We start from the raw sequence: 20,346 nt of genomic DNA, 5'->3' as shown, positions 1-20,346 counted from the left end.
CGGCCGAGGTCACTCCCCCAGCCCCCGGTAGCGCCGGACGTGCGAGCCGTCGTAGAGCGCGCTGCATCGGAAATCCTCCCGCTCCAGCGTCCTGCCGACCAGGATCAGCGCGGTGCGCTCCATCGGCGACGCCGCCACCCGGGCCGCGATGCCGCCGAGCGTGCCGGTCAGCACCCGTTCGTCCGGCCAGCTCGCGCGGTAGACCACGGCGGCGGGGCAATCGGCACCATAGAGCGGAGTGAGCCGCTCCACCACCCGGTCGATGGCGTGGATCGACAGGTGGATCGCCAGCGTGGCGCCCGAGGCGCCCAGCACCTCCAGCGTCTCGTTGGCCGGCATGGCCGAGGCGCGTCCCTCCGTCCGTGTCAGGATCAGCGTCTGGCTGACCTCCGGCAGGGTCAGCTCGCGCCCCAGCGCCGCCGCCGCCGCCGCGAAGGCCGGAACGCCAGGGGTGATGGTGTAGGGGATGCCGCGCTCGCGCAGGGCGCGGGTCTGCTCGCCGAGCGCGCTGTAGACCGACAGGTCGCCGGAGTGCAGGCGCGCCACGTCCTGCCCCGCGGCGTGCGCCGTTTCGAATTCAGCGACGATCTGCTCCAGCGTCATGGGCGCGGTGTCGACCACCCGGGCGCCCGGCGGGGCATAGGACAGGATCTCCTTCGGCACCAGCGATCCGGCATAGAGGCAGACCGGGCAGGCGGCGATCAGGTCCCGCCCGCGGATCGTCAGCAGGTCCGGGGCGCCCGGTCCGGCACCGATGAAATGGACGGTCATGGCATGTCCCCCGAAATGGCAAGCGCACAGGTCGCCCGCGCGGTGGCGCGGCGCGGCAAAAGAAGGCGGGAGCCCGGCCCGGCCGCGGCCAGCGCCGCCGCCTCCGCCACCGAGTCGAGGCCGACGGCAGTCCGGACGGCGGCGGAGCGGGTCGCCACCCGGTCCTGCACCGCCGCCAGCTCCGCCTGCGGAACGAAGACCAGGGCGAGGCCGAGGCGGCCGGCCGCCTCGGCGATGCCGGCCTCGGTCCGCTTGCGGTCCGGTGCGGCCATGCGGACGGCGGCACGGGCCTCGGCGGGCACCGCGGCCTCGTCCAGGCAGGCGGTCAGCAGCCCGGCGATCTCCTCGCCCCCGCACCCGGTCCGGCAGCCGATCCCGGCAAAGATCCCGGCGGCCATCATGGCTTTTCCACCTGCCACAGGGTCACCGGCATCAACGGGCGCCAGCCGCGGAAACCGCCGACCGCGCCGACCCGGCTGACGGCGATCTGCGACAGCGTGCCGCCCAGCCGCCAGTGCGCCTCGATCAGCACCGCCTCGGTCTCCAGCGTCACGGCGTTGGCGACGAGACGACCGCCGGGCTTCAGCGCCTCCCAGCAGGCGTCGAGCACGCCCGCCGCGGTCAGGCCGCCGCCGATGAAGACCGCATCGGGCGCCGGCAGTCCCGCCAGCGCATCGGGCGCCTTGCCGCGCGCCAGCTCCAGCCCCGGCACGCCGAAGGCCGCCGCGTTCGCCAGGATGCGGGCGGCGCGTTCCTCGTGATGCTCGACCGCCACGGCGCGGTTGGCGGGATCGCACAGCATCCATTCGATCCCGATGGAGCCGGAGCCGGCGCCGACGTCCCACAGCAGCTCGCCCCGGCGCGGCGCCAGGAAGGAGAGGGTGACGGCGCGCATCTCGCGCTTGGTGATCTGGCCGTCATGCTCGAACCACTCGTCGGGCAGGCCGGGGGCGAGCGGCAGGACGCGGGCGCCGGGCTCGGCGACGCACTCCAGCGCGATGGTGTTGAGGTCGGCCATCCGGTCGGCGGCGGCCATGCCGGCGGCCGTCCCGTCGCTGCGCCGCTCCCGCGGGCCGCCCATCGCCTCCAGCACCGTCAGGCGGGACGCGGCGAAGCCGCGGCGGCACAGCAGGGTGGCCAGCCTGGACGGGGTCGTTCCGTCCCACGACAGGATCAGCAGGCGCGCACCCGGTTGCAGATGCGGAACGACGAGATCCAGCGGCCGGCCATGCACGGTCAGGCAGACCGTTTCCTGCAGCGCCCAGCCCAGCCGCGCGGCGGCGAGGCTGAAGGCCGAGGGGGCGGGGATCACCCGCATCTCCTCCGCCGCGACCAGCCGGGACAGGGTGGCGCCGATGCCGTACCAGGAGGGATCGCCGCTCGCCAGCACGCAGACCGGCCGGCCGCGCCGCTCCAGCAGGGCGGGGAAGGCGTCGGACAGGGGCGACGGCCAGGACTCGCGCTGCTGCCCCGGCCGCTCCGGCACGAGCGACAGGTGGCGGGCGCCGCCGATCAGCCGCTCCGCCTGCGTAACGAGCGCCCGGGCGGCGGGCGACAACCCGTCCCACCCGTCCTCGCCGATGCCGACGATGGAGAGCCAGCGGCCGGGCGATGTGCTATCCATGGCGCGCTCCGGAGGGGGAGGGGGCGAAGGGGGAGGAATGGCGATGGTGAAGGCACTGGTCCTGGGCGGCACGACGGAGGCGACGGCGCTGGCCCGCCTGCTGGCGGGGCATCCGGCGATCGACGCCCTGGTCTCGCTGGCCGGCCGGACGAAGAACCCGGTGCTTCCCCCGCTGCCCACCCGCATCGGCGGCTTCGGCGGACCGGAGGGGCTGGCGGCCTTCCTGGCGCGCGAGGGCATCGGCGCGGTGATCGACGCCACCCATCCCTTCGCCGACCGGATGTCGGCCAACGCGGCGGCGGCCTGCGCCGCCACCGGCGTTCCGCTGATCGTCCTGACGCGGGCGCCCTGGCGGCCGGGACCGGGCGACCGCTGGGTGCCGGTTCCCGACATGGCCGCGGCGGCCGCGGCGCTGCGCGGGCTGGGCGAGGGCGTCTTCCTGACCATCGGCCGGCAGGAGCTCGCCCCCTTCGAGGCGGTGCCCGACAAGCGCTACCTGATCCGCGCGGTCGACCCGCCGGAGCCGATGCCGGACCTGCCGCGCGCCACCCTGATCCTCGACCGCGGCCCCTTCACGCTCGACGGCGAGCTTGCCCTGCTGCGCGGGCACAGCATCGACGTGCTGGTCAGCAAGAACAGCGGCGGCCACGCCACCGACGCCAAGCTGGAGGCCGCCCGCCGGCTGGGGCTGCCGGTGGTGATGGTGGAGCGTCCCCCCGGCAACGGCGTGCCGGAGCTGCACGACCCGGCGGCGGCGCTGGCGTGGCTGGAGGGGCTGTGAGTCCCGGCCCGTCATCCCGGCCCCCATCGCCTCACCCCTTGTAGCTGCGCGGGGTGTAGACCCACGGCTGCGCGCCCACGCGCGGGACGAGGCGGGTGTGGGAGGCGCCGATCAGCGCCAGCGTGCGCATGTCGGCCTGCGCCGGATCGACGGCGCCGAGGCTGGTGACGGTCAGCGCCTCGTCCGGCCGGCCGACCGCCTGGGCCAGGATCACCGGCGTCTCCGGCGTGCGGATGTCGCGCAGGGCGTCGAAGGCGGCGCCGAGCTGCCAGGGCCGGGCGCGCGAGATCGGGTTGTAGAGCGCGATGACGAAGTCCGCCTCCGCCGCCAGACGCAGGCGCTTCAGCACCACCTCCCAGGGCTTCAGGTTGTCGGACAGCGAGATGGCGCAGAAATCGTGGCCCAGCGGCGCCCCGGCCCGCGCCGCGGCGGCCTGCATGGCGGAGATGCCGGGATCGACCGACAGGGGCACGCGATGCCACTCCGCCGGGGCGGCGGGATCGTCCAGCGCCTCGAACACCGCGGCGGCCATGGCGAAGATGCCGGGATCGCCCCCCGACACCACGGCGACCCGCCGGCCGGCGGCGGCGAGCGACAGGGCATGGCGTGCCCGGTCCAGCTCCACCCGGTTGTCGGAGGCGTGGCGCTCCTGCGGGCCCGGCGGCACCCGGTCCACATAGGGCTTGTAGCCGATGAGGTCGGTGGCCCCGGCAAGGTCGCGGCTGGCCTCCGGCGTCAGCCAGTCCTCGGTGCCGGGGCCGAGCCCGACGACCTTCAGCCAGCCTGCGGCAGCGTGGTCGGTCATCCGCGCTTCCCCTCGCCGGGAATGACGATCTGCGAGAAATAGGGGGCGGTGTCCGGCGCCTCGGCGAAGGGCAGCACCCGCTGCTCCGCCATGCTCGCCCGCTCGACGTACCAGGCGCGGTCGGCGAGGCCGGCGGCGGCGATGGCCCGGCGGACCTTCGGCAGGTTCTGGCCCAGCTTCATCACCACCGCGGCATCGGTGTGGCGCAGCGTGCGGACCAGCGACTCCTCGTCCAGCGTGCCGGGGATCACCGACAGCACGTCGTCGCGCAGCATCAGCGGGCGCGGCAGCAGCGAGGCGCTCGACACCATGGAGGTGACGCCGGGGATCACCTCGGTCGGGAAGCGCGAGGCGAGCCGCAGGAACAGGTGCATGAAGGAGCCGTAGAAGAACGGATCCCCCTCGTTCAGCGCGGCGACGGAGCGGCCGGCGGCGAGATGGACCGCGATCCGCTCGGCGGACTCGTCGAAGAAGGCCTCGATCTGGCGGCCATAGTCGGGATGGTCGGGCGGCAGCTCCACCGTCACCGGATAGACCATCGGCAGCTCTTCATGCTCCGCCGTGATGGCGTCCGAGGCGATGCGGCGGGCATGGCCCTTGGTGCCGCGCTTGCAGAAATAGGCGACGACGGGGCAGGCGGCGATGGTGCGGATCGCCTTGACGGTCATCAGCTCCGGGTCGCCGGGGCCGACGCCGACGCCGTAGAGCCGGCCGACCTGTTGAGAACCGACCTGTTGAGAACCGGCCTGGGGAGAGCCCGTCCGGGGAGAGAAGCTGTTGTTCATTCGACGTCGCTCGCCAGCGCGTTGACGGCCGCGGCGGCCATGGCGCTTCCGCCGCGCCGGCCGCGGATCGCCAGATAGGGAATGCCGAACGGATTCCCGGCCAGCGCCTCCTTGCTCTCGGCCGCCCCTACGAAGCCGACGGGGAAGCCCAGGATGGCGGCCGGCCGGGCGGCGCCGTCGCGGATCATCTCCAGCAGGCGGAACAGGGCCGTCGGGGCGTTGCCGATGGCGACCACCGAGCCGGCGAGCCGGTCGCGCCACAGCTCCAGCGCCGCCGCCGAGCGGGTGTTGTCCACCTCGCGGGCGAGGCCGGGGACCGCCGGGTCGCGCAGCGTGCAGACCACGTCATTGTCGGCCGGCAGCCGGGCGCGGGTGACGCCGTGGGCGACCATCTCGCTGTCGCAGAGGATCGGCGCGCCGCCGCGCAGGGCCTGGCGCGCCGCGGTTCCGACATCGGGGGAGAACAGCAGGTCCTGCGCCGCGTCCACCATGCCGCAGGCGTGGATGACGCGCACCGCCACCGGCTTCAGGTCCTCGGGCAGGGCGGACAGGTCGGCCTCCGCCCGGATGGTGGCGAAGGACAGGCGGTAGATGGCCGCTCCGTCGCGGATGTAGTCGTAGAGCGGCTCAGGCACCGGACAAAACCTCCTCGATAGTCAGATCGGCCACCGCCGCCACCGCGTCGGCCGGTGACAGGCCGGCCAGCCTTGGCGGCGCGCCCGGCGCTGCCGCCAGGGCGAGGTCATACACCCCCTCGCGCGCCGTCAGGGTGACATCGGCGACGCCGGGATGGGCGCATCCCTTGGCGCAGCCGGAGACATGCACCATCCGCGCCGCCGCCAGCAAGAGGCCTGCGCGTTCCGCGATGGCGACGCCGTCGGCGTGGGTGTCGGTGGTGCCGACGTCGCAGCCGGTGATCCCGCTGCAGGCCGTGACCTTAAGCCGCGGGTCGGCCGGGTCGAGGATGGCGCCCAGCCTGCGCGCCGCCTCCGCCGCTCCCGCCCGCGGCCGGACGAGCAGGACCCCCCGCCAGGGGGTCAGCCGCAGCTCCTCCGCCAGTTCGGCGAGGGCGGCCAGCGTGGCGCAGGTGAGCCGGCCGAAGGGGAAGGCGGCCGGCAGCCAGCGGTCATCCGCGGCCCCCGGATCGGGAAAGGCTGCCGGGCCGGCGACCCCCTCCCCGGCCGGAAGGGGGAGCAGGCGCATCGGCAGCGCCGCCGCGATCTTCTCCGCCCCCACCGCCGCGACCAGCCCGGCCATGCGGCGCGGCGGCTCGGGCAGTTCGGCGCGCAGCGCGAGGAAGGCCCGGCCGAGTGCCGCGGCAACCTCCACCAGATCCGCCGGGCGGCAGAGGCCGAGCGGCACGGCGTCGGTCAGCGTACCGCCCAGAGCCACGCGGAAGCAGGGGCCGAACTCCGTCGCCACCGCGTCGAAGCGTACGTCCGTACGGCTGCCGGCCAGCGGCAGGCGGCCGCCGCCGCAGACCAGCCAGCCGAACTTGGCCGGCAGGCGGTGAAGGTCCCTGTCCGCCGCCAGACGGTCGTCGAGCGCCAGCACGTACGGGCGTACGTCCAGCACCTCCGTTCCATCCAGCCCCGCGGCGGGGGAGGCCATGACGTTGCGTACGCCCTCGCTCGCCGCGTCGGCGGAGACGTAGCCGAGCATCCGCAGCCCCTCGGTCAGCGCCGGCAGATCCGTTTCCGCCACGCCGCGGAGCTGCAGGTTGGCGCGCTGGCTGAGGTCGATCAGGCCGCTGCCGTAGCGGCCGCCAAGCTCCGCGATGGCCCGCGCCTTGTCCGCCGGCAGCACGCCCGCCGGGACACGCACCCGCACCAGGAACCCGTCACCCACCGCCATGGGGGCCAGCACCCCGGGGCAACTGCCGCGGCGGCGGGGCGCGCTCCGTGGGGCGCTCCGTGGGGTGGTGCGGGGGGAGGTCATCAGACGGCCTTCTCCAGACGGCGGCGCAGCTCCTCGCCCGTGGCGTTGCGGCGGGGGTGCCACAGGCCGCGGTCGAGGGCGTCCGCCATGCGGCGCAGGATGTGCCGGGCCGCCGCCGGATTGGCAGTGGTCAAAAAGTCCCAGACCGCCTCGTCCTCGACATAGGCGTCGAAAAGCTGGTCGAAATGGTGCGGCCGGACCGCCAGCGTGGTGGCGGCGAAGGCGAACAGCGTGTCGACGCTGGCCGCCAGCTCGGCGGCGCCGCGGTAGCCGTGGCGCATCATCCCCTGGATCCAGCGCGGGTTGGCCGCCCGGCCGCGCAGGGTGCGGGCGATCTCCTCGTCCAGCGTGCGCACGGTGAGCTTGTCGGGCTCCGCGCTGTCGAGGTGGTAGAGCGACGGGTCGCTGCTCTCCAGCGCCGCGGCGGCGGCGAAGCCGCCCTCATACTGCATGAAGCCGTCGGTGGAGAGCACGTCATGCTCCCGCTGGTCCTGGTGATGGACCAGCGCGTCGGCCCCGCCGACACGGCGGCGGAACAGGGCCGGCAGGGGCACGCCCTCCAGGTCGCGGCCGTAGGCGTGGCAGCTCCCCTCCAGATAGGCGGCGCCGAAATCGGCCCGCGAACTCCAGTCGCCCCGCGCGATCATGCCGGACAGGGCGGTGCCGTAGACGCCGGGGGCGGAACCGAAGATGCGGGCGGTGGCCAGCCGCAGCGCCTGCTCCGCCGCGGTGCCGCCGGCCCGCAGCGCCGCGGCGTCGGCCCGTGCGGCATCCGCCAGCGGGTTGACGTCCGCCGCCTCGTCCAGCCCGGCGACGGCACGCACCGCCTGGTCGAACAGGGCGATCTGCTGCGGGAAGACGTCGCGGAACAGGCCGGAGATGCGCAGCGTCACGTCGACCCGCGGCCGGCCCAGCACGCCGGCCGGCATGATCTCGTAGCCGGTGACGCGGCCGGAGCCGTTCTCCCACAGCGGCCGCACGCCGAGCAGCGCCATCGCCTGGGCCAGCTCGTCGCCGCCGGTGCGCATGGCCGGCGTGCCCCAGCAATCGACCACCAGCCGCTTCGGCCAGTCGCCATGGTCCTGCAGGTAGCGGGCGATCAGCGCGTCGGCGGCCTGCCAGCCGAGCGTCCAGGCGGTCGGCGTCGGCACCCCGCGCGGGTCGAGCGCATAGAGGTTGCGCCCCGTCGGCAGCGTGTCCGCCCGGCCGCGCGCCGGGGAACCGCCGGGGCCGGGCGGCACGAAGCGGCCGTCGAGCCCGTCGAGCAGCGCCCGCATCTCCGCCGCGCCGCAGGCGTCCAGCGCCGGGGCGACCGCGTCCGCCTCCCTGTGCCGGGCGACGGCGGCCAGCAGCCGGTCGCGGCGTTCGGGCTCCGGCGTGGTGCCGAAGACATGGAGGCCGTCGCGGATCTGCATCTCCTTGATGTCGCAGAGATGGGCGTCGAGGCGGCTGAGGATGGCGTCGGGATCGTCGTCGGGCCGCAGGTTGCAGTCGGCGGCGACGCCGGACCGCCAGGCGAGGTCGAGAATCGTTTCGCGCAGCATGCCGAGCCGGCGCGGGTCGAGGCCGGTCGCCATGGAATACTCGTCGATCGCCTGCTCCAGCCGGGCGAGATCGCCGTGCAGCCCGGCCTCGACCGGCGGCGGCGTCAGGTGGCCGATCAGCACGGCGCCCAGACGGCGGCGGGCCTGCACCCCCTCGCCGGGGTTGTTGACGATGAAGGGGTAGAGGACCGGCAGCGGGCCGCAGACGATCTCAGGCCAGCAGGCGGCGGACAGCGCCACCGCCTTGCCCGGCAGCCATTCCAGCGTGCCGTGCGCGCCGATCTGCACCAGGGCCTGCGCCGCGAAGCGGTGGCGCAGCCAGAGATGGAAGGCGAGGTAGCCGTGGCTGGGCGGCGTGTCGGGATCATGGTGCTGCGCCGTCGTCAGCGGGCCGTGGCCGCGGCTGGGCTGCACCGCCACCACCGCGTTGCCGCAGCGCAGGATGCGCAGCCGGAAGGCGCCGTCCGCCACCAGCGGATCGGCTTCCGGCGTGCCCCAGGCTTCGTTGATGCGGGCGAGCGCCTCGGCCGGGGCGAGCCGGCGGTACTCCTCCAGCGGCAGCGCGATGACGGCGGGTCCGGTCAGGGCGTCCATCAGCGCCTTGCCGTCCGCCGGCAGGCCGTCCAGCGCGTAGCCGGCGGCGGACAGCCTGTCCAGGATCCCGACGGTGCTCGCCGGGGTGTCCAGCCCCACGGCATGGCCGATGCCGCCGCCGGGGCCGGGATAGTCCGACAGCACCAGCGCCACCCGCCGCTCCGCCCGCGGCGTCCGCGCCAGCCGCACCCAGGCGGCGGCAAGATCCGCCGCGACGGCCACCCGGTCGGGGATCGGGCGGATCAGGGTGGCGGCGAACTGCAGGTCGGGATCGGGCTCCCCCTCCGCCTTGAAGGCGATCGCACGGGTCAGGATGCGGCCGTCCATCTCCGGCAGCACCACGTTCATCGCGAGGTCGGACGGGCCGAGGCCGCGGGCGGAGGCACGCCATGCCGGTTCCGGCGTGGTCGAGAGGATCACCTGCAGGACGGGTGTGCCGTTGGCCTCCAGCGGCGAGCCGTCCTCGCGCGCCGCGGAGAAGCCGGTGGCGTTCAGCACCACCGCCGCCCGGCGGGCGGTCAGCGTCGCGCGCATCCAGGCGGCGCAGTCCGGCTCCTTCAGGCTCGCCACGAAGAGCGGCAGGGGGGCGAGACCGCGGGCGGCCAGGGCGTCGCACAGCGCATGCACCGGCTCCAGGTCGCCGGCCAGCAGGTGGGAGCGGTAGAACACCACGGGCGCGGCCGGCGCGCCTGCAGGCGACTCGGCGTGCCAGCCCTCATAGGCGCCGAAGCGCGGGACCGGGGCGGGCTCGCTCCATGGGGCGGGGCGGCCGGCCAGCGTGGCGGCATAGCCGAGCAGGCCCGCCATGTTGTCCGGACCGCCCTCGGTGAAGAAGCGCCACAGCCGCTGCGCCGCCTCCGCCGGGACGGTGCCGTAGCCGTCGAGGGCGGGATCGGGCTGCGCCTCCCCCGGCAGCACGGCGAGCGCCACACCGGCGGCGCGGCAGGCCTCCGCCATGCGGTCGAGGCCGTAGCGCCAGTAGCCGGGACCGCCGAGCAGCCGCAGGATCACCAGCTTCGCCCGGACCACCACCTGCTCGACATAGAGGTCGACCGACAGGGGATGGCCGAGCTTGGCGAGGTTCGCCAGCCGCAGCGACGGCAGCCGCTCCCGCCCGGCGCGCCAGGCGGCGGCCAGCGCCGTCAGGTCGCTGTCGGAAAAGGACAGGACGATCAGGTCGGCCGGCGTCTGCCCCAGGTCGATGGCCTGGGGGCCGGCGTCGAGGTCGTCCTGGCGGGCGGCGAGCAGATGCATGTCGAAACGGTCCAAACTTCCCCTCTCCCGCCCCGGGAGAAGGAGGGCGAGGGGCTGCGGGGACCATCATCGGTCCCCGCAGCCGTCCTCACCCGGCGCTCGGCGGATGCCCTCCGCCTGACGCCGCTTTCTACACCCCGCCGACCGCGCGGGTCACGGCCTCGCGGTCGAGGCCGGTCTCGCCGATCACCACGAGGCGGCTGCGGCGCGGCTCGTCCGGCTTCCACAGGCGGTCGTAATGGGTCTGGATGCGGGTGCCGACACCCTGGACCAGCAGCCGCATCGGCTTGCCGGGCACGTCGATGAAGCCCTTCAGCCGCAGCACGCCGTGGACCCCGGCGACCTCCTCCAGCAGGCGGGTCAGCGCCGCCGGGTCGGGCTGGGCCGGCAGCTCGACCACGAAGCTGGTGAAGTCGTCGTGGTCGTGCCCCTCCTCGTCGTCATGGTGGCTCGGGCGGTTGGCGAGGTCGTCCTCCACCGCGCCGCCGACCCCCAGCAGGACGAGCGGATCGACCGAGCCGTTGGCCGCGCGCAGCAGCTTGGCGTCCCGGTTCAGCGCGCCGCGGATCAGGTCCTCGACGCGGGCGAGGTCGGCGGCGGCCACGAGGTCGGTCTTGTTGACCACGATCAGGTCGGCGCAGAGGAGCTGGTCCTCGAACACCTCTTCGATCGGCGTCTCGTGGTCGACCGTGCCGGACTCCGCCTTCTGCGCCGCCAGCGCCGCCGGATCGGGGGCGAAGCGCCCCTCCGCCGCGGCGGCGGCGTCGACCACCGCCACCACCCCGTCCACCGTCACCCGCGACTTGATCGCCGGCCAGTGGAAGGCCTGGACCAGCGGCTTCGGCAGGGCGAGGCCGCTCGTCTCGATGATGATGTGCTCGGGCGGCTGCGGGCGGGCCAGCAGCTTCTCGATCGCCGGGACGAAATCATCGGCGACGGTGCAGCACAGGCAGCCGTTCGCCAGCTCGATCACGTCGTCCTCGGTGCAGGTCGGGTTGCCGCAGGCCCGCAGGATCTCGCCGTCGATGCCGACGTCGCCGAACTCGTTGATGATCAGCGCGAGGCGCCGCCCGCCGGCCCGCTCCAGCAGGCTGCGGATCAGCGTCGTCTTGCCGGCGCCGAGGAAGCCGGTGACGATGGTGGCGGGTGTCTTCGACAGCATCGCCATGGCCTCACGCCTCCTCGTCCGGGCGGCCGAGCACCCGCTGCATCATGGCCCCGCAGGCGCTGCCCAGCAGGGCCCAGAACAGGGCGGCGGTGCCCAGCGACAGCACGGCGAAGCGCGCCGCCATCTCCGGCGGGACGGCGCCGGCCGCACTCTCGGGATGGGGGGCGCCGACCAGATGCGGCAGGGCGGCGACGACCACGCCGGCGGCCACCACCAGCCGGTTGCGGGCGAAGGCGACGGCGAACAGGCCGGCAGTGGCGCAGAAGGCAGCGGCGAGCCACCAGATCTGGCGCGCCTCCAGCTCCGCCCCGCCCATGCCCGGCAGCTCGGGCGGCAGGCCGGTGGCGGGAGCGAGCGCGAAGGCGATGAAGCCGCCGAGGCCCCAGACCAGCCCGCGGCGGGCATCCACCGGGGCCCGGACCAGCAGCATGGCGCCGGCGACCAGCAGGGCATAGCCGATGCCGACCAGCAGGTTGGTCGCCACCGTCAGCCACAGGCGCTGGAACGCCTCCTCCGCCGTCTCGGGCACGGCCTCGCCCAGCTCGCGCACGGGGGCCGGATGGGCGGCATGTCCCGCGCCGTCATGGCCGGCATGCGCCGGGGCGGCCGGGGTCAACTGGGTCGGGGCCACGGGGGGGGAGGTGGTCACCACCTCGTAGCGTTCGGCTTCGAGGATCAGCGGGACGGTCGTCACGCGCTGAACGACGGACGCGGCCGTGCCGGAGAGCACGCCCGCGACCAGGGCGGCTACGAAGAGCCGCCGGAACAGCGTCATGGAGAGACGCTCAGTGGCAGGGGAAGGCGAAGGAGTGACGGCCGTCGTGGGCGGCGTCGTGGATCGCCTGCGGCTGCGCGAAGCCGACGCCGAACAGGATGAAGGCGCCCAGCAGGAAGGCGCCGAAGGCTGCGGCGACGGTCTGGACGGAAGAGGCGGCGCCGGAACGGATGGCGGAATTCAGCATGGTCATGGTCCCTTCCCGCCACACCCGGCGGGAGCTGGTGGTTGCACGGTGGCGATGGCAGGTTTCCTGGCTCGCGGGTCGTCGCTCCTCCCTCGCTGCCTTCCCGGCCCGGTTCCGGGCCAGTGGCTGCCGATCGGCCCGTCGGGCCGCCGGCGTCGCGAAGGGAGAGCTCGCCGCACACAGTTGCGGGGGCAGCCGCGGCTTTGGGACCGTCGCCGGACCCGGACCGCATTCCCTTTTACCCCCGCCCCCCATTCGGGCGGCGAGGCACCATCGGTCCGGCACAATTGCAGGACGTGGCCGGTTTGGCAAGCCGGGAATCCGGCCGGCGGGCCGGCGCCGGTCCACGCGGGGCTTGCGCCGACGGTGGCGTATGGTGTCATGTTGGCAAGACAGAGTGTCCGGGAAACCGACACTCAAGACACTTGATGATTTGTATACGAGAGGAGCCGGCCGGGCGGGAGTCGAGGAATCTCGGGCATCCGTTTCCTGCACGCATAGTTTGGCATGCGGCGTGCTTATGAAACGGCACAGCGTCCCGAGGGAGTGCAGCCGCGGCCGGACGGGGAAGCCGGGCCGGCTGGAAGACGCGGCCGGAAAACGTGGCCGGAAAACGCGAAGGCGCAAGAACCGAGAGCGACAGGGAGGAGAAGACCGGACCCATGACCGACGACATCATTCTGGAGGCCCGTGGACTCTCGAAGGAGTTCAAGGGCTTCGTTGCGGTGAAGGAGGTGGATCTCCAGGTCCGCCGCGGCACCATCCATGCGCTGATCGGGCCGAACGGCGCCGGCAAGAGCACGGTGTTCAACCTGCTCACCAAGTTCCTCACCCCGACCAGCGGCCAGATCCTCTACAAGGGCCGCGACATCACGCGCGCCAGGCCGGCGGACATCGCCCGGATGGGGCTGGTGCGGTCCTTCCAGATCTCGGCGGTCTTCCCGCACCTGACGGTGCTGGAGAACGTCCGCGTAGCCCTGCAGCGGCCGCTCGGCACCAGCTTCCATTTCTGGAAGTCCGAATCGAGCCTGCACGCCCTGCACGACCGGGCGGTGGAACTGATCGAGGCGGTGAACCTCACCCCCTGGTCCGGCCATCTGGCGGCCGAGCTGCCCTATGGCCGCAAGCGCGCGCTGGAGATCGCCACCACGCTGGCGCTCGATCCCGAGGTGATGCTGCTGGACGAGCCGCTGGCCGGCATGGGCCACGAGGACATCGAGCGCACCGCCCAGCTCATCAAGCGGGTCGCCGCCGACCGCACCGTGCTGATGGTCGAACACAACCTGTCGGTGGTGGCGCATCTGTCCGACACCATCACCGTGCTGCGCCGCGGCGAAATCCTGGCCGAAGGGCCGTACGAGGTGGTCTCGAAGAACGCCCAGGTGATGGAAGCCTACATGGGGACGGGACATGCCTGACGGCGCGATGACCAAGACCGCCATGCTGGAGGTCAGCGACCTCCACGCCTTCTATGGCGAGAGCCACATCCTGCACGGCGTCAGCCTGGAGGTGCGGCAGGGCGAGGTGGTGACCCTGCTCGGCCGCAACGGCGCCGGCAAGACCACCACCATGCGCGCCATCATGGGCATCGTGTCCAAGCGCAGCGGCTCGATCCGCTTCCAGGGCAAGGAGCTGATCGGCATGGCGCAGCACAGGATCCCGCGGCTCGGCATCGGCTATGTGCCGGAGGAGCGGGGCATCTTCTCCTCGCTGAACGTCGACGAGAACCTGACCCTGCCGCCGGTGGTGAAGGAAGGCGGCATGACGGTGGAGCAGATCTACGAGCTGTTCCCCAACCTGAAGGGCCGCGGCACCACCCAGGGCACCCGCCTGTCGGGCGGCGAGCAGCAGATGCTGGCGATCGCCCGCATCCTGCGCACCGGCGCCAACCTGATCCTGCTGGACGAGCCGACCGAGGGCCTCGCCCCGGTCATCATCGAGCAGATCGGCGTCGCGGTGCGGGCGCTGAAGGCGCGCGGCTTCACCATCGTGCTGGTGGAGCAGAACTTCCGCTTCGCCTCCACCATCGCCGACCGCCATTACGTGATGGAGGAGGGGCATGTCGTCGACATGATCCCCAACGACCAGCTCGACCGGAACATGGACAAGCTCCACGCCTATCTCGGCGTCTGAGGTCGGGCCCTTTCCAACGACAGGATGAACGAGGGCGCGCCGCCATTCCCGCGGGACGGGAGGGCGGCGCGGCACCCCGGGCCTTGCCGACGCTGACCGCAACGACACCCGAGAAAACCGAGGGAAAGAGACGAACCATGCGTATGCTTCTTCTGGCCGGCACCGCGCTGATGGCCCTGGCCTCCACCGCCGCCACCGCGCAGGTGTCCAACAACACCGTCAAGATCGGCGTGCTGAACGACCGCTCCGGAATCTATGCCGACCTGGCGGGCGAGGGCTCGGCCATCGCCGCCCGCATGGCGGCCGAGGAGTTCGGCAACAAGGTCGCCGGCGCGCCGATCGAGATCGTCGTCGCCGACCACCAGAACAAGGCCGACATCGCCGCCAGCAAGGCGCGCGAATGGGTGGACGCCGAGAATGTCGACGTCATCGCCGACGTGCCGAACTCGGCGGCGGCGCTGGCGGTGCAGGGCATCACCCGCGACAAGAAGCGCATCTTCCTGATGTCCGGTCCCGGCGCCACCGCGCTGACCGGCGCCCAGTGCAGCCCCTACGGCTTCCAGTGGGCCTACGACAACTACGCCATGGCGGCGGGCACCGGCCGGGCGCTGATGGAGCAGGGCAAGAAGAGCTGGTACTTCGTCACCGCCGACTACGCCTTCGGCCAGTCGCTGGAGGAGGAGACCACCAAGATGGTCAAGCAGCTCGGCGGCACGGTCGCCGGCAGCGTGCGCCATCCGCTGGGCACCGCCGACTTCTCCTCCTTCCTGCTGCAGGCGCAGGCGTCGCAGGCCCAGGTGATCGGCCTCGCCAACGCCGGCGCCGACGCGACCAACGCGGTCAAGCAGGCGGCCGAGTTCGGCATCACCCAGGGCGGCCAGAGCCTCGCCGGGCTGCTGCTGTTCATCACCGACATCCATGCGCTGGGCCTGCAGGCGGCGCAGGGCCTGATGTTCACCGAGGGCTTCTACTGGGACCTCGACGACCAGACCCGCGAGTGGTCGAAGAAGTTCGAGGCGAAGGCCGGCAAGAAGCCGACGATGGTCCAGGCCGGCGTCTATTCCGCGGTCCGCCATTACCTGAAGGCGGTCGAGGCGGCCGGTGGCGACGATCCCGACAAGGTGGCCGCCAAGATGAGGGAGCTGCCGGTCCAGGACATGTTCGCCAAGAACGGCAAGGTCGCCGCCAACGGCCGCATGTTCCACGACATGTATCTGGTCCGCGTGAAGAAGCCGAACGAGTCCAGGGGCGCCTGGGACTATTACGAGATCGTCAAGACGATCCCGGCGGAACAGGCCTACCTCGACCCGGCCAAGAGCGGCTGCCCGCTGGTGAAGTAACGGACCGACCGATCCGGAGGGGCGGGACCGGCGCGCCGGTCCCGCCCCTCCGGCAAATCACCATAAAGACTGCAGGGAGACGGACATGTCCACCATTCTGGGGATTCCGCCCCAGGCGCTGTTCGGCCAGCTTCTTCTGGGGCTGATCAACGGCTCCTTCTACGCGCTGCTCAGCCTCGGGCTGGCGGTGATCTTCGGGATGCTGAACGTCGTCAACATGGCGCACGGCGCCCTCTACATGGTCGGCGCCTTCGTCGCCTGGCTGCTGCTGACCTATCTCGGCATCAACTACTGGATCGCGCTGATCCTCTCGCCCATCGTGGTCGGCGCCATCGGGCTGGTGCTGGAGCGCACCATGCTGCGCCGGCTCTACAAGGTCGACCACCTCTACGGCCTGCTGCTGACCTTCGGGCTGGCGCTGATCTTCGAGGGCGCCTTCCGCCATTTCTACGGCGTCTCCGGCCAGCCCTACCCGATCCCGGAGATGCTGCGCGGCGGCCAGAACCTCGGCTTCATGTTCCTGCCCAACTACCGCGGCTGGGTGGTGGTCGCCTCGCTGGTGGTGTGCTTCGGCACCTGGTACGCCATCGAGCGCACGCGGCTCGGCGCCTATCTGCGGGCGGCGACCGAGAACCCGACGCTGGTGCAGGCCTTCGGCATCAACGTGCCGGTGATGGTGTCGATGACCTACGCCTTCGGCGTCGCGCTGGCCGGCTTCGCCGGGGTGCTGGCGGCGCCGATCTACCAGGTCAGCCCGCTGATGGGCTCGAACCTGATCATCGTGGTGTTCGCGGTGGTGGTGATCGGCGGCATGGGCTCGATCCTCGGCGCCATCGTCACCGGCCTGTCGCTGGGGCTTCTGGAGGGGCTGACCAAGGTCTTCTACCCCGAGGCCTCCAACATCGTCGTCTTCGTCATCATGGCCGTGGTGCTGATGATCAAGCCTGCCGGCCTGTTCGGACGGGAGCGCTGAGCCATGACCGCACAATCGGATGTTTCGCCCGTGACCACATTTCCCGACCAGAACGGGCGCCTGATGCGCGCCGCGCTGCTCTGCGGGGCCGGCCTGCTGATCGCCGTGGCCGCCCCCTTCGCCCTCTATCCCGTCTTCCTGATGAAGGTGCTGTGCTTCGCGCTGTTCGCCTGCGCCTTCAACCTGCTGATCGGCTTCGCCGGGCTGCTCAGCTTCGGCCATGCCGCCTTCTTCGGCTCGGCCGCCTATGTCACCGCCCATGCGGTGAAGGTGTGGGGGCTGGCGCCGGAGCTCGGCATCCTGCTGGGCACCGCGGTGGCGGCGGCCATGGGGCTGGTGTTCGGTGCGCTCGCCATCCGCCGGCAGGGCATCTACTTCGCGATGATCACGCTGGCGCTGAGCCAGATGGTGTTCTTCCTGGCGCTGCAGCTCAAGTTCACCGGCGGCGAGGACGGCATCCAGGGCGTGCCGCGCGGCCTGCTGTTCGGTGCCATCGACCTCAACCAGCCGCTCGCCATGTACTACACGGTGCTGGCGATCTTCGTGGCCGGCTTCGCGCTGATCTGGCGGACGGTGAACTCGCCCTTCGGCCAGGTGCTGAAGGCGATCCGCGAGAACGAGCCGCGGGCGGTCTCGCTCGGCTACCGGACGGAGCGCTACAAGCTTCTCGCCTTCGTGCTGTCGGCCGGACTGGCGGGGCTGGCCGGCGGGACCAAGGCGATCGTCTTCCAGCTCGCCTCGCTGACCGACGTGACGTGGCAGATGTCGGGCGAGGTGGTGCTGATGACGCTGCTCGGCGGCATGGGCACCCTGTTCGGCCCGGTGGTCGGGGCGGCGATCGTGGTGACGCTGGAAAGCTATCTCGCCTCCACCAGCCTGCCGGTGCCGGTGGTGATCGGCGCCATCTTCGTGGTCTGCGTGCTGGTCTTCCGCCGGGGCATCGTCGGCGAGCTGCTGGCCCGCCTGCCCCGGCGATAGGCCGGGCGCCGGGCCGTCCGGATTTCCGGTTGTATCACTTTCGGCGAGATGCCCGGCGGCATCCGCCGGGACTGGAGCGGGTTCCGTCAAGTCCCCGGCCTATGCCGGGGGCCTGCCGGAGGCGTGGCTTCCCTTGTCTTTCCGGGATGGATTACGATGTTGACGTCTGACCTTGTTGAGCGAATTCGCCGTGATGCGGCGAAACTCGGCGCCGATAAGACGAATACAGGTCCGATCTGGGAGGATGGGGTGGACAGTGACGCGGATTACGAGGCGTTGCGCCAGCGCGCCGTGCAGTCCCTTTCCGAACATCTGGAGGGCATGTGCGTCGGCGCCGTCACCGTCGACCGCAACGGGCGCATCGCCTGGATGGACGAGAAGTACAAGGCCCTGCTGGGCGTCGCGGAGGATCCGCGCGGCCGCCCGATCGAGGAGCTGATCCCCAACAGCATGCTGCGCCACGTGATCGAGACGGGGCAGCCGATGCCCATCGACCTGATGGATTTCGGCGACCGTTCCTTCGTGGTGATCCGGCTGCCGCTGCTGGGGGCCGACGGCTCGACCATCGGGGCGATCGGCTATGTGCTGTTCGACCGCGCCGAATATCTCCGCCCTGTGGTCTCCAAGTACCAGAGATTGCAGGAGGAGCTGAGCCGCGCCCAGGCCGAGCTGGCGCAGGAGCGGCGGGCGAAATACTCCTTCTCCCAGTTCATCGGCACCAGCGAGGCGGTGCGCGAGATCAAGCGGCTGGGCCGCCGCGCCGCGCAGATGGACTCGACCGTCCTGCTGCTCGGCGAGACGGGAACCGGCAAGGAGCTGCTGGCCCAGGCCATCCACGCCGCCAGCCCGCGCGCCTCCCGTCCCTTCGTCGGGGTCAACGTCGCGGCGATCCCCGAGACGCTGCTGGAGGCGGAGTTCTTCGGCGTGGCGCCCGGCGCCTACACCGGGGCCGACCGCCGCCACCGCGAGGGCAAGTTCCAGCTCGCCAACGGCGGCACGCTGTTCCTCGACGAGATCGGCGACATGTCGCTGCCGCTGCAGGCCAAGCTGCTGCGCGTCCTGCAGGAGCGGGAGATCGAGCCGCTCGGCTCCAACAAGGTGATGCGGGTGGATGTGCGGATCATCGCCGCGACCAGCCGCGACCTGCATGCGCTGGTGCGCGACAAGCAGTTCCGCGCCGACCTCTACTACCGCCTCAACGTGGTGCCGATCACCGTGCCGCCGCTCCGCGAACGGCCGGAGGACATCGAGAGCATCGCCGACCGCATCCTGGAGCAGCTTGCCATCCAGCAGGGCACGCCGCCGCGCGAGCTGCTGGAATCGGCGGTGGACGTGCTGCGGGAGTATGACTGGCCCGGCAATGTGCGCGAGCTCTACAACACGCTGGAGCGCGTGATGGCGCTGACCGACGCGCCGATCCTGACCGCCCAGCATATCCGCGGCGTGCTGCCGGGCGGCCAGGGCGCCAGGCCGGCCGGCCTTCCCCTCCAGGCCGGGGCGCGGCCCCTGTCGGAGGTGCTGCACGACGCCGAGCGCTCGGCCATCGCGGCGGCGCTGGAGGCGACCGGCGGAGTCAAGGCGCGGGCGGCCAAGCTGCTCGGCATCTCCCGCGCCTCGCTCTACGAGCGGATGGTCTCGCTGGGGCTGGGCGCCAACGGGTGAGCCGGGGCCTCCCGCACCCCGCGCGGGCGGGGCGGGAGAGGGACCGGACCGCGCCGGTCAGCGCACCGTCGAGGCGGACTGGCCGAAGAGGATCTTCTTGCTCTCCTCCGTCACCGTCGGGGTGGTGGCGAGCACCACGCCCTTCTCATAGGCGCGGACCACGGCCGGGCGCGCCTTGATCCCCTCGAACCAGCGCTTCAGGTGGGGGAAATCGTCCAGGTTCTGCTGCTGGCGTTCGTGCGGGACGATCCAGGGATAGCAGGCCATGTCGGCGATCGAGAGATCGGCGCCGGCCAGATAGGCGTTGTCGGCGAGGCGCTTGTTCATCACGCCGTAGAGCCGGCCGGTCTCCTTCACATAGCGGTCGATGGCGTAAGGAATCTTTTCCGGCGCATACTGCGTGAAATGGTGGTTCTGCCCGGCCATCGGGCCGAGCCCGCCCATCTGCCAGAACAGCCACTCCGTCACCGTCTTCCGGCCGCGGATGTCGGAGGGCAGGAACTTGCCGGTCTTCTCCGCCAGATAGAGCAGGATGGCACCGGATTCGAAGACGCTGATCGGCTCGCCGCCGTCGGCCGGCGCGCGGTCGATGATCGCCGGCATGCGGTTGTTCGGCGAAAAGGCCAGGAATTCCGGCTTGAACTGGTCGCCGGTGCGGATGTCCACCGGCTTGATCTCGTAATCGAGGCCGGCCTCCTCGAGGAAGATCGTGATCTTATGGCCGTTCGGCGTCGGCCAGTAATACAGCTCGATCATGCCTGTCCCTCCTGTGGTCCCGGTGGTCCGGGAATTGCGCAAGAGCGTAGCAGCGCGCCGCCTCCTGGCAAGAGCGGCCGGACGCGGGGCGGCCCTGCGCCCCCTGTCGTCCCGGCGAATCCGACGGTAAAGCGGAACAAGTTTCACCATACGGAATTAAATTTCATTGCCGTTGACTCGGCTCCGGCGGTCTGTCAGTGTCCCCAGCGAACAAAGGAGCGGCGTCCTTGCCGGCACCCGGACACTGGGGCGGCAGACGGGGACGGGGCGCCGGCGCT

The 20,346-nt window shown here is 72.0% G+C and carries 19 protein-coding genes and 1 riboswitch; of the genes, 7 read left to right on the top strand and 12 right to left on the bottom strand.

Features of this window, described 5'->3' with window-relative positions:
* Positions 1–9 precede the first annotated feature (9 nt).
* Genes cobM through cbiE form a run of 3 tightly spaced genes read right to left on the bottom strand, consistent with a single transcriptional unit; the run spans position 10 to position 2,395 of the window.
* Positions 10–771: a precorrin-4 C(11)-methyltransferase gene (gene cobM / locus DEW08_RS00480; RefSeq protein WP_109323608.1), complete on the bottom strand. Its 762-nt coding sequence runs from the start codon at positions 769–771 to the stop codon at positions 10–12.
* Positions 768–1,172 (bottom strand): cobalamin biosynthesis protein, encoded by a 405-nt coding sequence (locus DEW08_RS00475; RefSeq protein WP_245986037.1) that lies wholly within the window; start codon positions 1,170–1,172, stop codon positions 768–770. Before DEW08_RS00475 ends, cobM begins: the two co-directional genes overlap by 4 nt.
* Positions 1,169–2,395 carry a precorrin-6y C5,15-methyltransferase (decarboxylating) subunit CbiE gene (cbiE, locus tag DEW08_RS00470; RefSeq protein WP_109323606.1) on the bottom strand — a complete coding sequence of 409 codons (1,227 nt, stop codon included), beginning with the start codon at positions 2,393–2,395 and terminating at the stop codon, positions 1,169–1,171. Before cbiE ends, DEW08_RS00475 begins: the two co-directional genes overlap by 4 nt.
* Positions 2,396–2,438: 43 nt before the next feature.
* Here cbiE and DEW08_RS00465 point away from each other — a divergent pair, with 43 nt between their 5' ends.
* Entirely contained in the window at positions 2,439–3,176 is a 738-nt protein-coding gene (locus tag DEW08_RS00465; RefSeq protein ID WP_109323605.1) for a cobalt-precorrin-6A reductase, read from the top strand.
* 31 nt (positions 3,177–3,207) lie between these two features.
* Here the strand turns inward: DEW08_RS00465 and cobJ are convergent, their stop codons facing one another.
* From cobJ to DEW08_RS00425, 8 genes are all read right to left on the bottom strand, one after another.
* Positions 3,208–3,981 (bottom strand): precorrin-3B C(17)-methyltransferase, encoded by a 774-nt coding sequence (gene cobJ / locus DEW08_RS00460; RefSeq protein ID WP_109323604.1) that lies wholly within the window; start codon positions 3,979–3,981, stop codon positions 3,208–3,210.
* The gene (locus tag DEW08_RS00455; RefSeq protein WP_109323603.1) at positions 3,978–4,766 is read right to left on the bottom strand and encodes a precorrin-2 C(20)-methyltransferase; all 789 of its coding nucleotides are present in this window, start codon (positions 4,764–4,766) and stop codon (positions 3,978–3,980) included. The genes cobJ and DEW08_RS00455 overlap by 4 nt, the downstream gene beginning before the upstream one ends.
* Positions 4,763–5,401, bottom strand: a complete 639-nt coding sequence (locus tag DEW08_RS00450) for a precorrin-8X methylmutase (protein WP_109323602.1) — start codon at positions 5,399–5,401, stop codon at positions 4,763–4,765. The genes DEW08_RS00455 and DEW08_RS00450 overlap by 4 nt, the downstream gene beginning before the upstream one ends.
* Positions 5,394–6,620, bottom strand: coding sequence for a precorrin-3B synthase (gene cobG, locus DEW08_RS00445; RefSeq protein ID WP_245986036.1), 1,227 nt, complete (start codon positions 6,618–6,620; stop codon positions 5,394–5,396). The genes DEW08_RS00450 and cobG overlap by 8 nt, the downstream gene beginning before the upstream one ends.
* Before the next feature lie 83 nt (positions 6,621–6,703).
* Positions 6,704–10,096 carry a cobaltochelatase subunit CobN gene (gene cobN, locus DEW08_RS00440; RefSeq protein WP_109325214.1) on the bottom strand — a complete coding sequence of 1,131 codons (3,393 nt, stop codon included), beginning with the start codon at positions 10,094–10,096 and terminating at the stop codon, positions 6,704–6,706.
* 130 nt (positions 10,097–10,226) lie between these two features.
* Positions 10,227–11,264: a cobalamin biosynthesis protein CobW gene (cobW, locus tag DEW08_RS00435; protein ID WP_181449410.1), complete on the bottom strand. Its 1,038-nt coding sequence runs from the start codon at positions 11,262–11,264 to the stop codon at positions 10,227–10,229.
* Between the two features lie 4 nt (positions 11,265–11,268).
* Positions 11,269–12,039 (bottom strand): CbtA family protein, encoded by a 771-nt coding sequence (locus tag DEW08_RS00430; RefSeq protein ID WP_109323599.1) that lies wholly within the window; start codon positions 12,037–12,039, stop codon positions 11,269–11,271.
* Between the two features lie 10 nt (positions 12,040–12,049).
* The gene (locus DEW08_RS00425; RefSeq protein WP_109323598.1) at positions 12,050–12,232 is read right to left on the bottom strand and encodes a CbtB domain-containing protein; all 183 of its coding nucleotides are present in this window, start codon (positions 12,230–12,232) and stop codon (positions 12,050–12,052) included.
* 33 nt (positions 12,233–12,265) lie between these two features.
* Positions 12,266–12,516, bottom strand: a riboswitch (cobalamin riboswitch).
* Between the two features lie 372 nt (positions 12,517–12,888).
* Here DEW08_RS00425 and DEW08_RS00420 point away from each other — a divergent pair.
* The 6 genes from DEW08_RS00420 to DEW08_RS00395 all read left to right on the top strand — a co-directional run bounded on the left by DEW08_RS00420 (position 12,889) and on the right by DEW08_RS00395 (position 19,312).
* Entirely contained in the window at positions 12,889–13,644 is a 756-nt protein-coding gene (locus DEW08_RS00420; RefSeq protein WP_109323594.1) for an ABC transporter ATP-binding protein, read from the top strand.
* Entirely contained in the window at positions 13,637–14,359 is a 723-nt protein-coding gene (locus DEW08_RS00415; protein ID WP_109323590.1) for an ABC transporter ATP-binding protein, read from the top strand. Before DEW08_RS00420 ends, DEW08_RS00415 begins: the two co-directional genes overlap by 8 nt.
* A gap of 137 nt (positions 14,360–14,496) precedes the next feature.
* Positions 14,497–15,699 (top strand): ABC transporter substrate-binding protein, encoded by a 1,203-nt coding sequence (locus tag DEW08_RS00410; RefSeq protein ID WP_109323588.1) that lies wholly within the window; start codon positions 14,497–14,499, stop codon positions 15,697–15,699.
* An 85-nt stretch (positions 15,700–15,784) separates the two neighbouring features.
* Positions 15,785–16,672: a branched-chain amino acid ABC transporter permease gene (locus tag DEW08_RS00405; protein WP_109323587.1), complete on the top strand. Its 888-nt coding sequence runs from the start codon at positions 15,785–15,787 to the stop codon at positions 16,670–16,672.
* A 63-nt stretch (positions 16,673–16,735) separates the two neighbouring features.
* On the top strand, positions 16,736–17,650 hold the full coding sequence (locus DEW08_RS00400) for a branched-chain amino acid ABC transporter permease (protein WP_211107102.1): 915 nt from the start codon (positions 16,736–16,738) through the stop codon (positions 17,648–17,650).
* 249 nt (positions 17,651–17,899) lie between these two features.
* Positions 17,900–19,312 carry a sigma-54 interaction domain-containing protein gene (locus DEW08_RS00395; RefSeq protein WP_109323585.1) on the top strand — a complete coding sequence of 471 codons (1,413 nt, stop codon included), beginning with the start codon at positions 17,900–17,902 and terminating at the stop codon, positions 19,310–19,312.
* Between the two features lie 57 nt (positions 19,313–19,369).
* On the opposite strand, the gene DEW08_RS00390 is transcribed toward DEW08_RS00395, so the two are convergent.
* Positions 19,370–20,068, bottom strand: a complete 699-nt coding sequence (locus DEW08_RS00390) for a glutathione binding-like protein (protein WP_109323580.1) — start codon at positions 20,066–20,068, stop codon at positions 19,370–19,372.
* Between the last annotated feature and the right edge of the window lie 278 nt (positions 20,069–20,346).

Origin of the sequence: Azospirillum thermophilum (genome assembly GCF_003130795.1) — a bacterium.
Lineage (GTDB): Bacteria > Pseudomonadota > Alphaproteobacteria > Azospirillales > Azospirillaceae > Azospirillum > Azospirillum thermophilum.
This window is presented reverse-complemented; position numbering and strand designations above follow the sequence as displayed.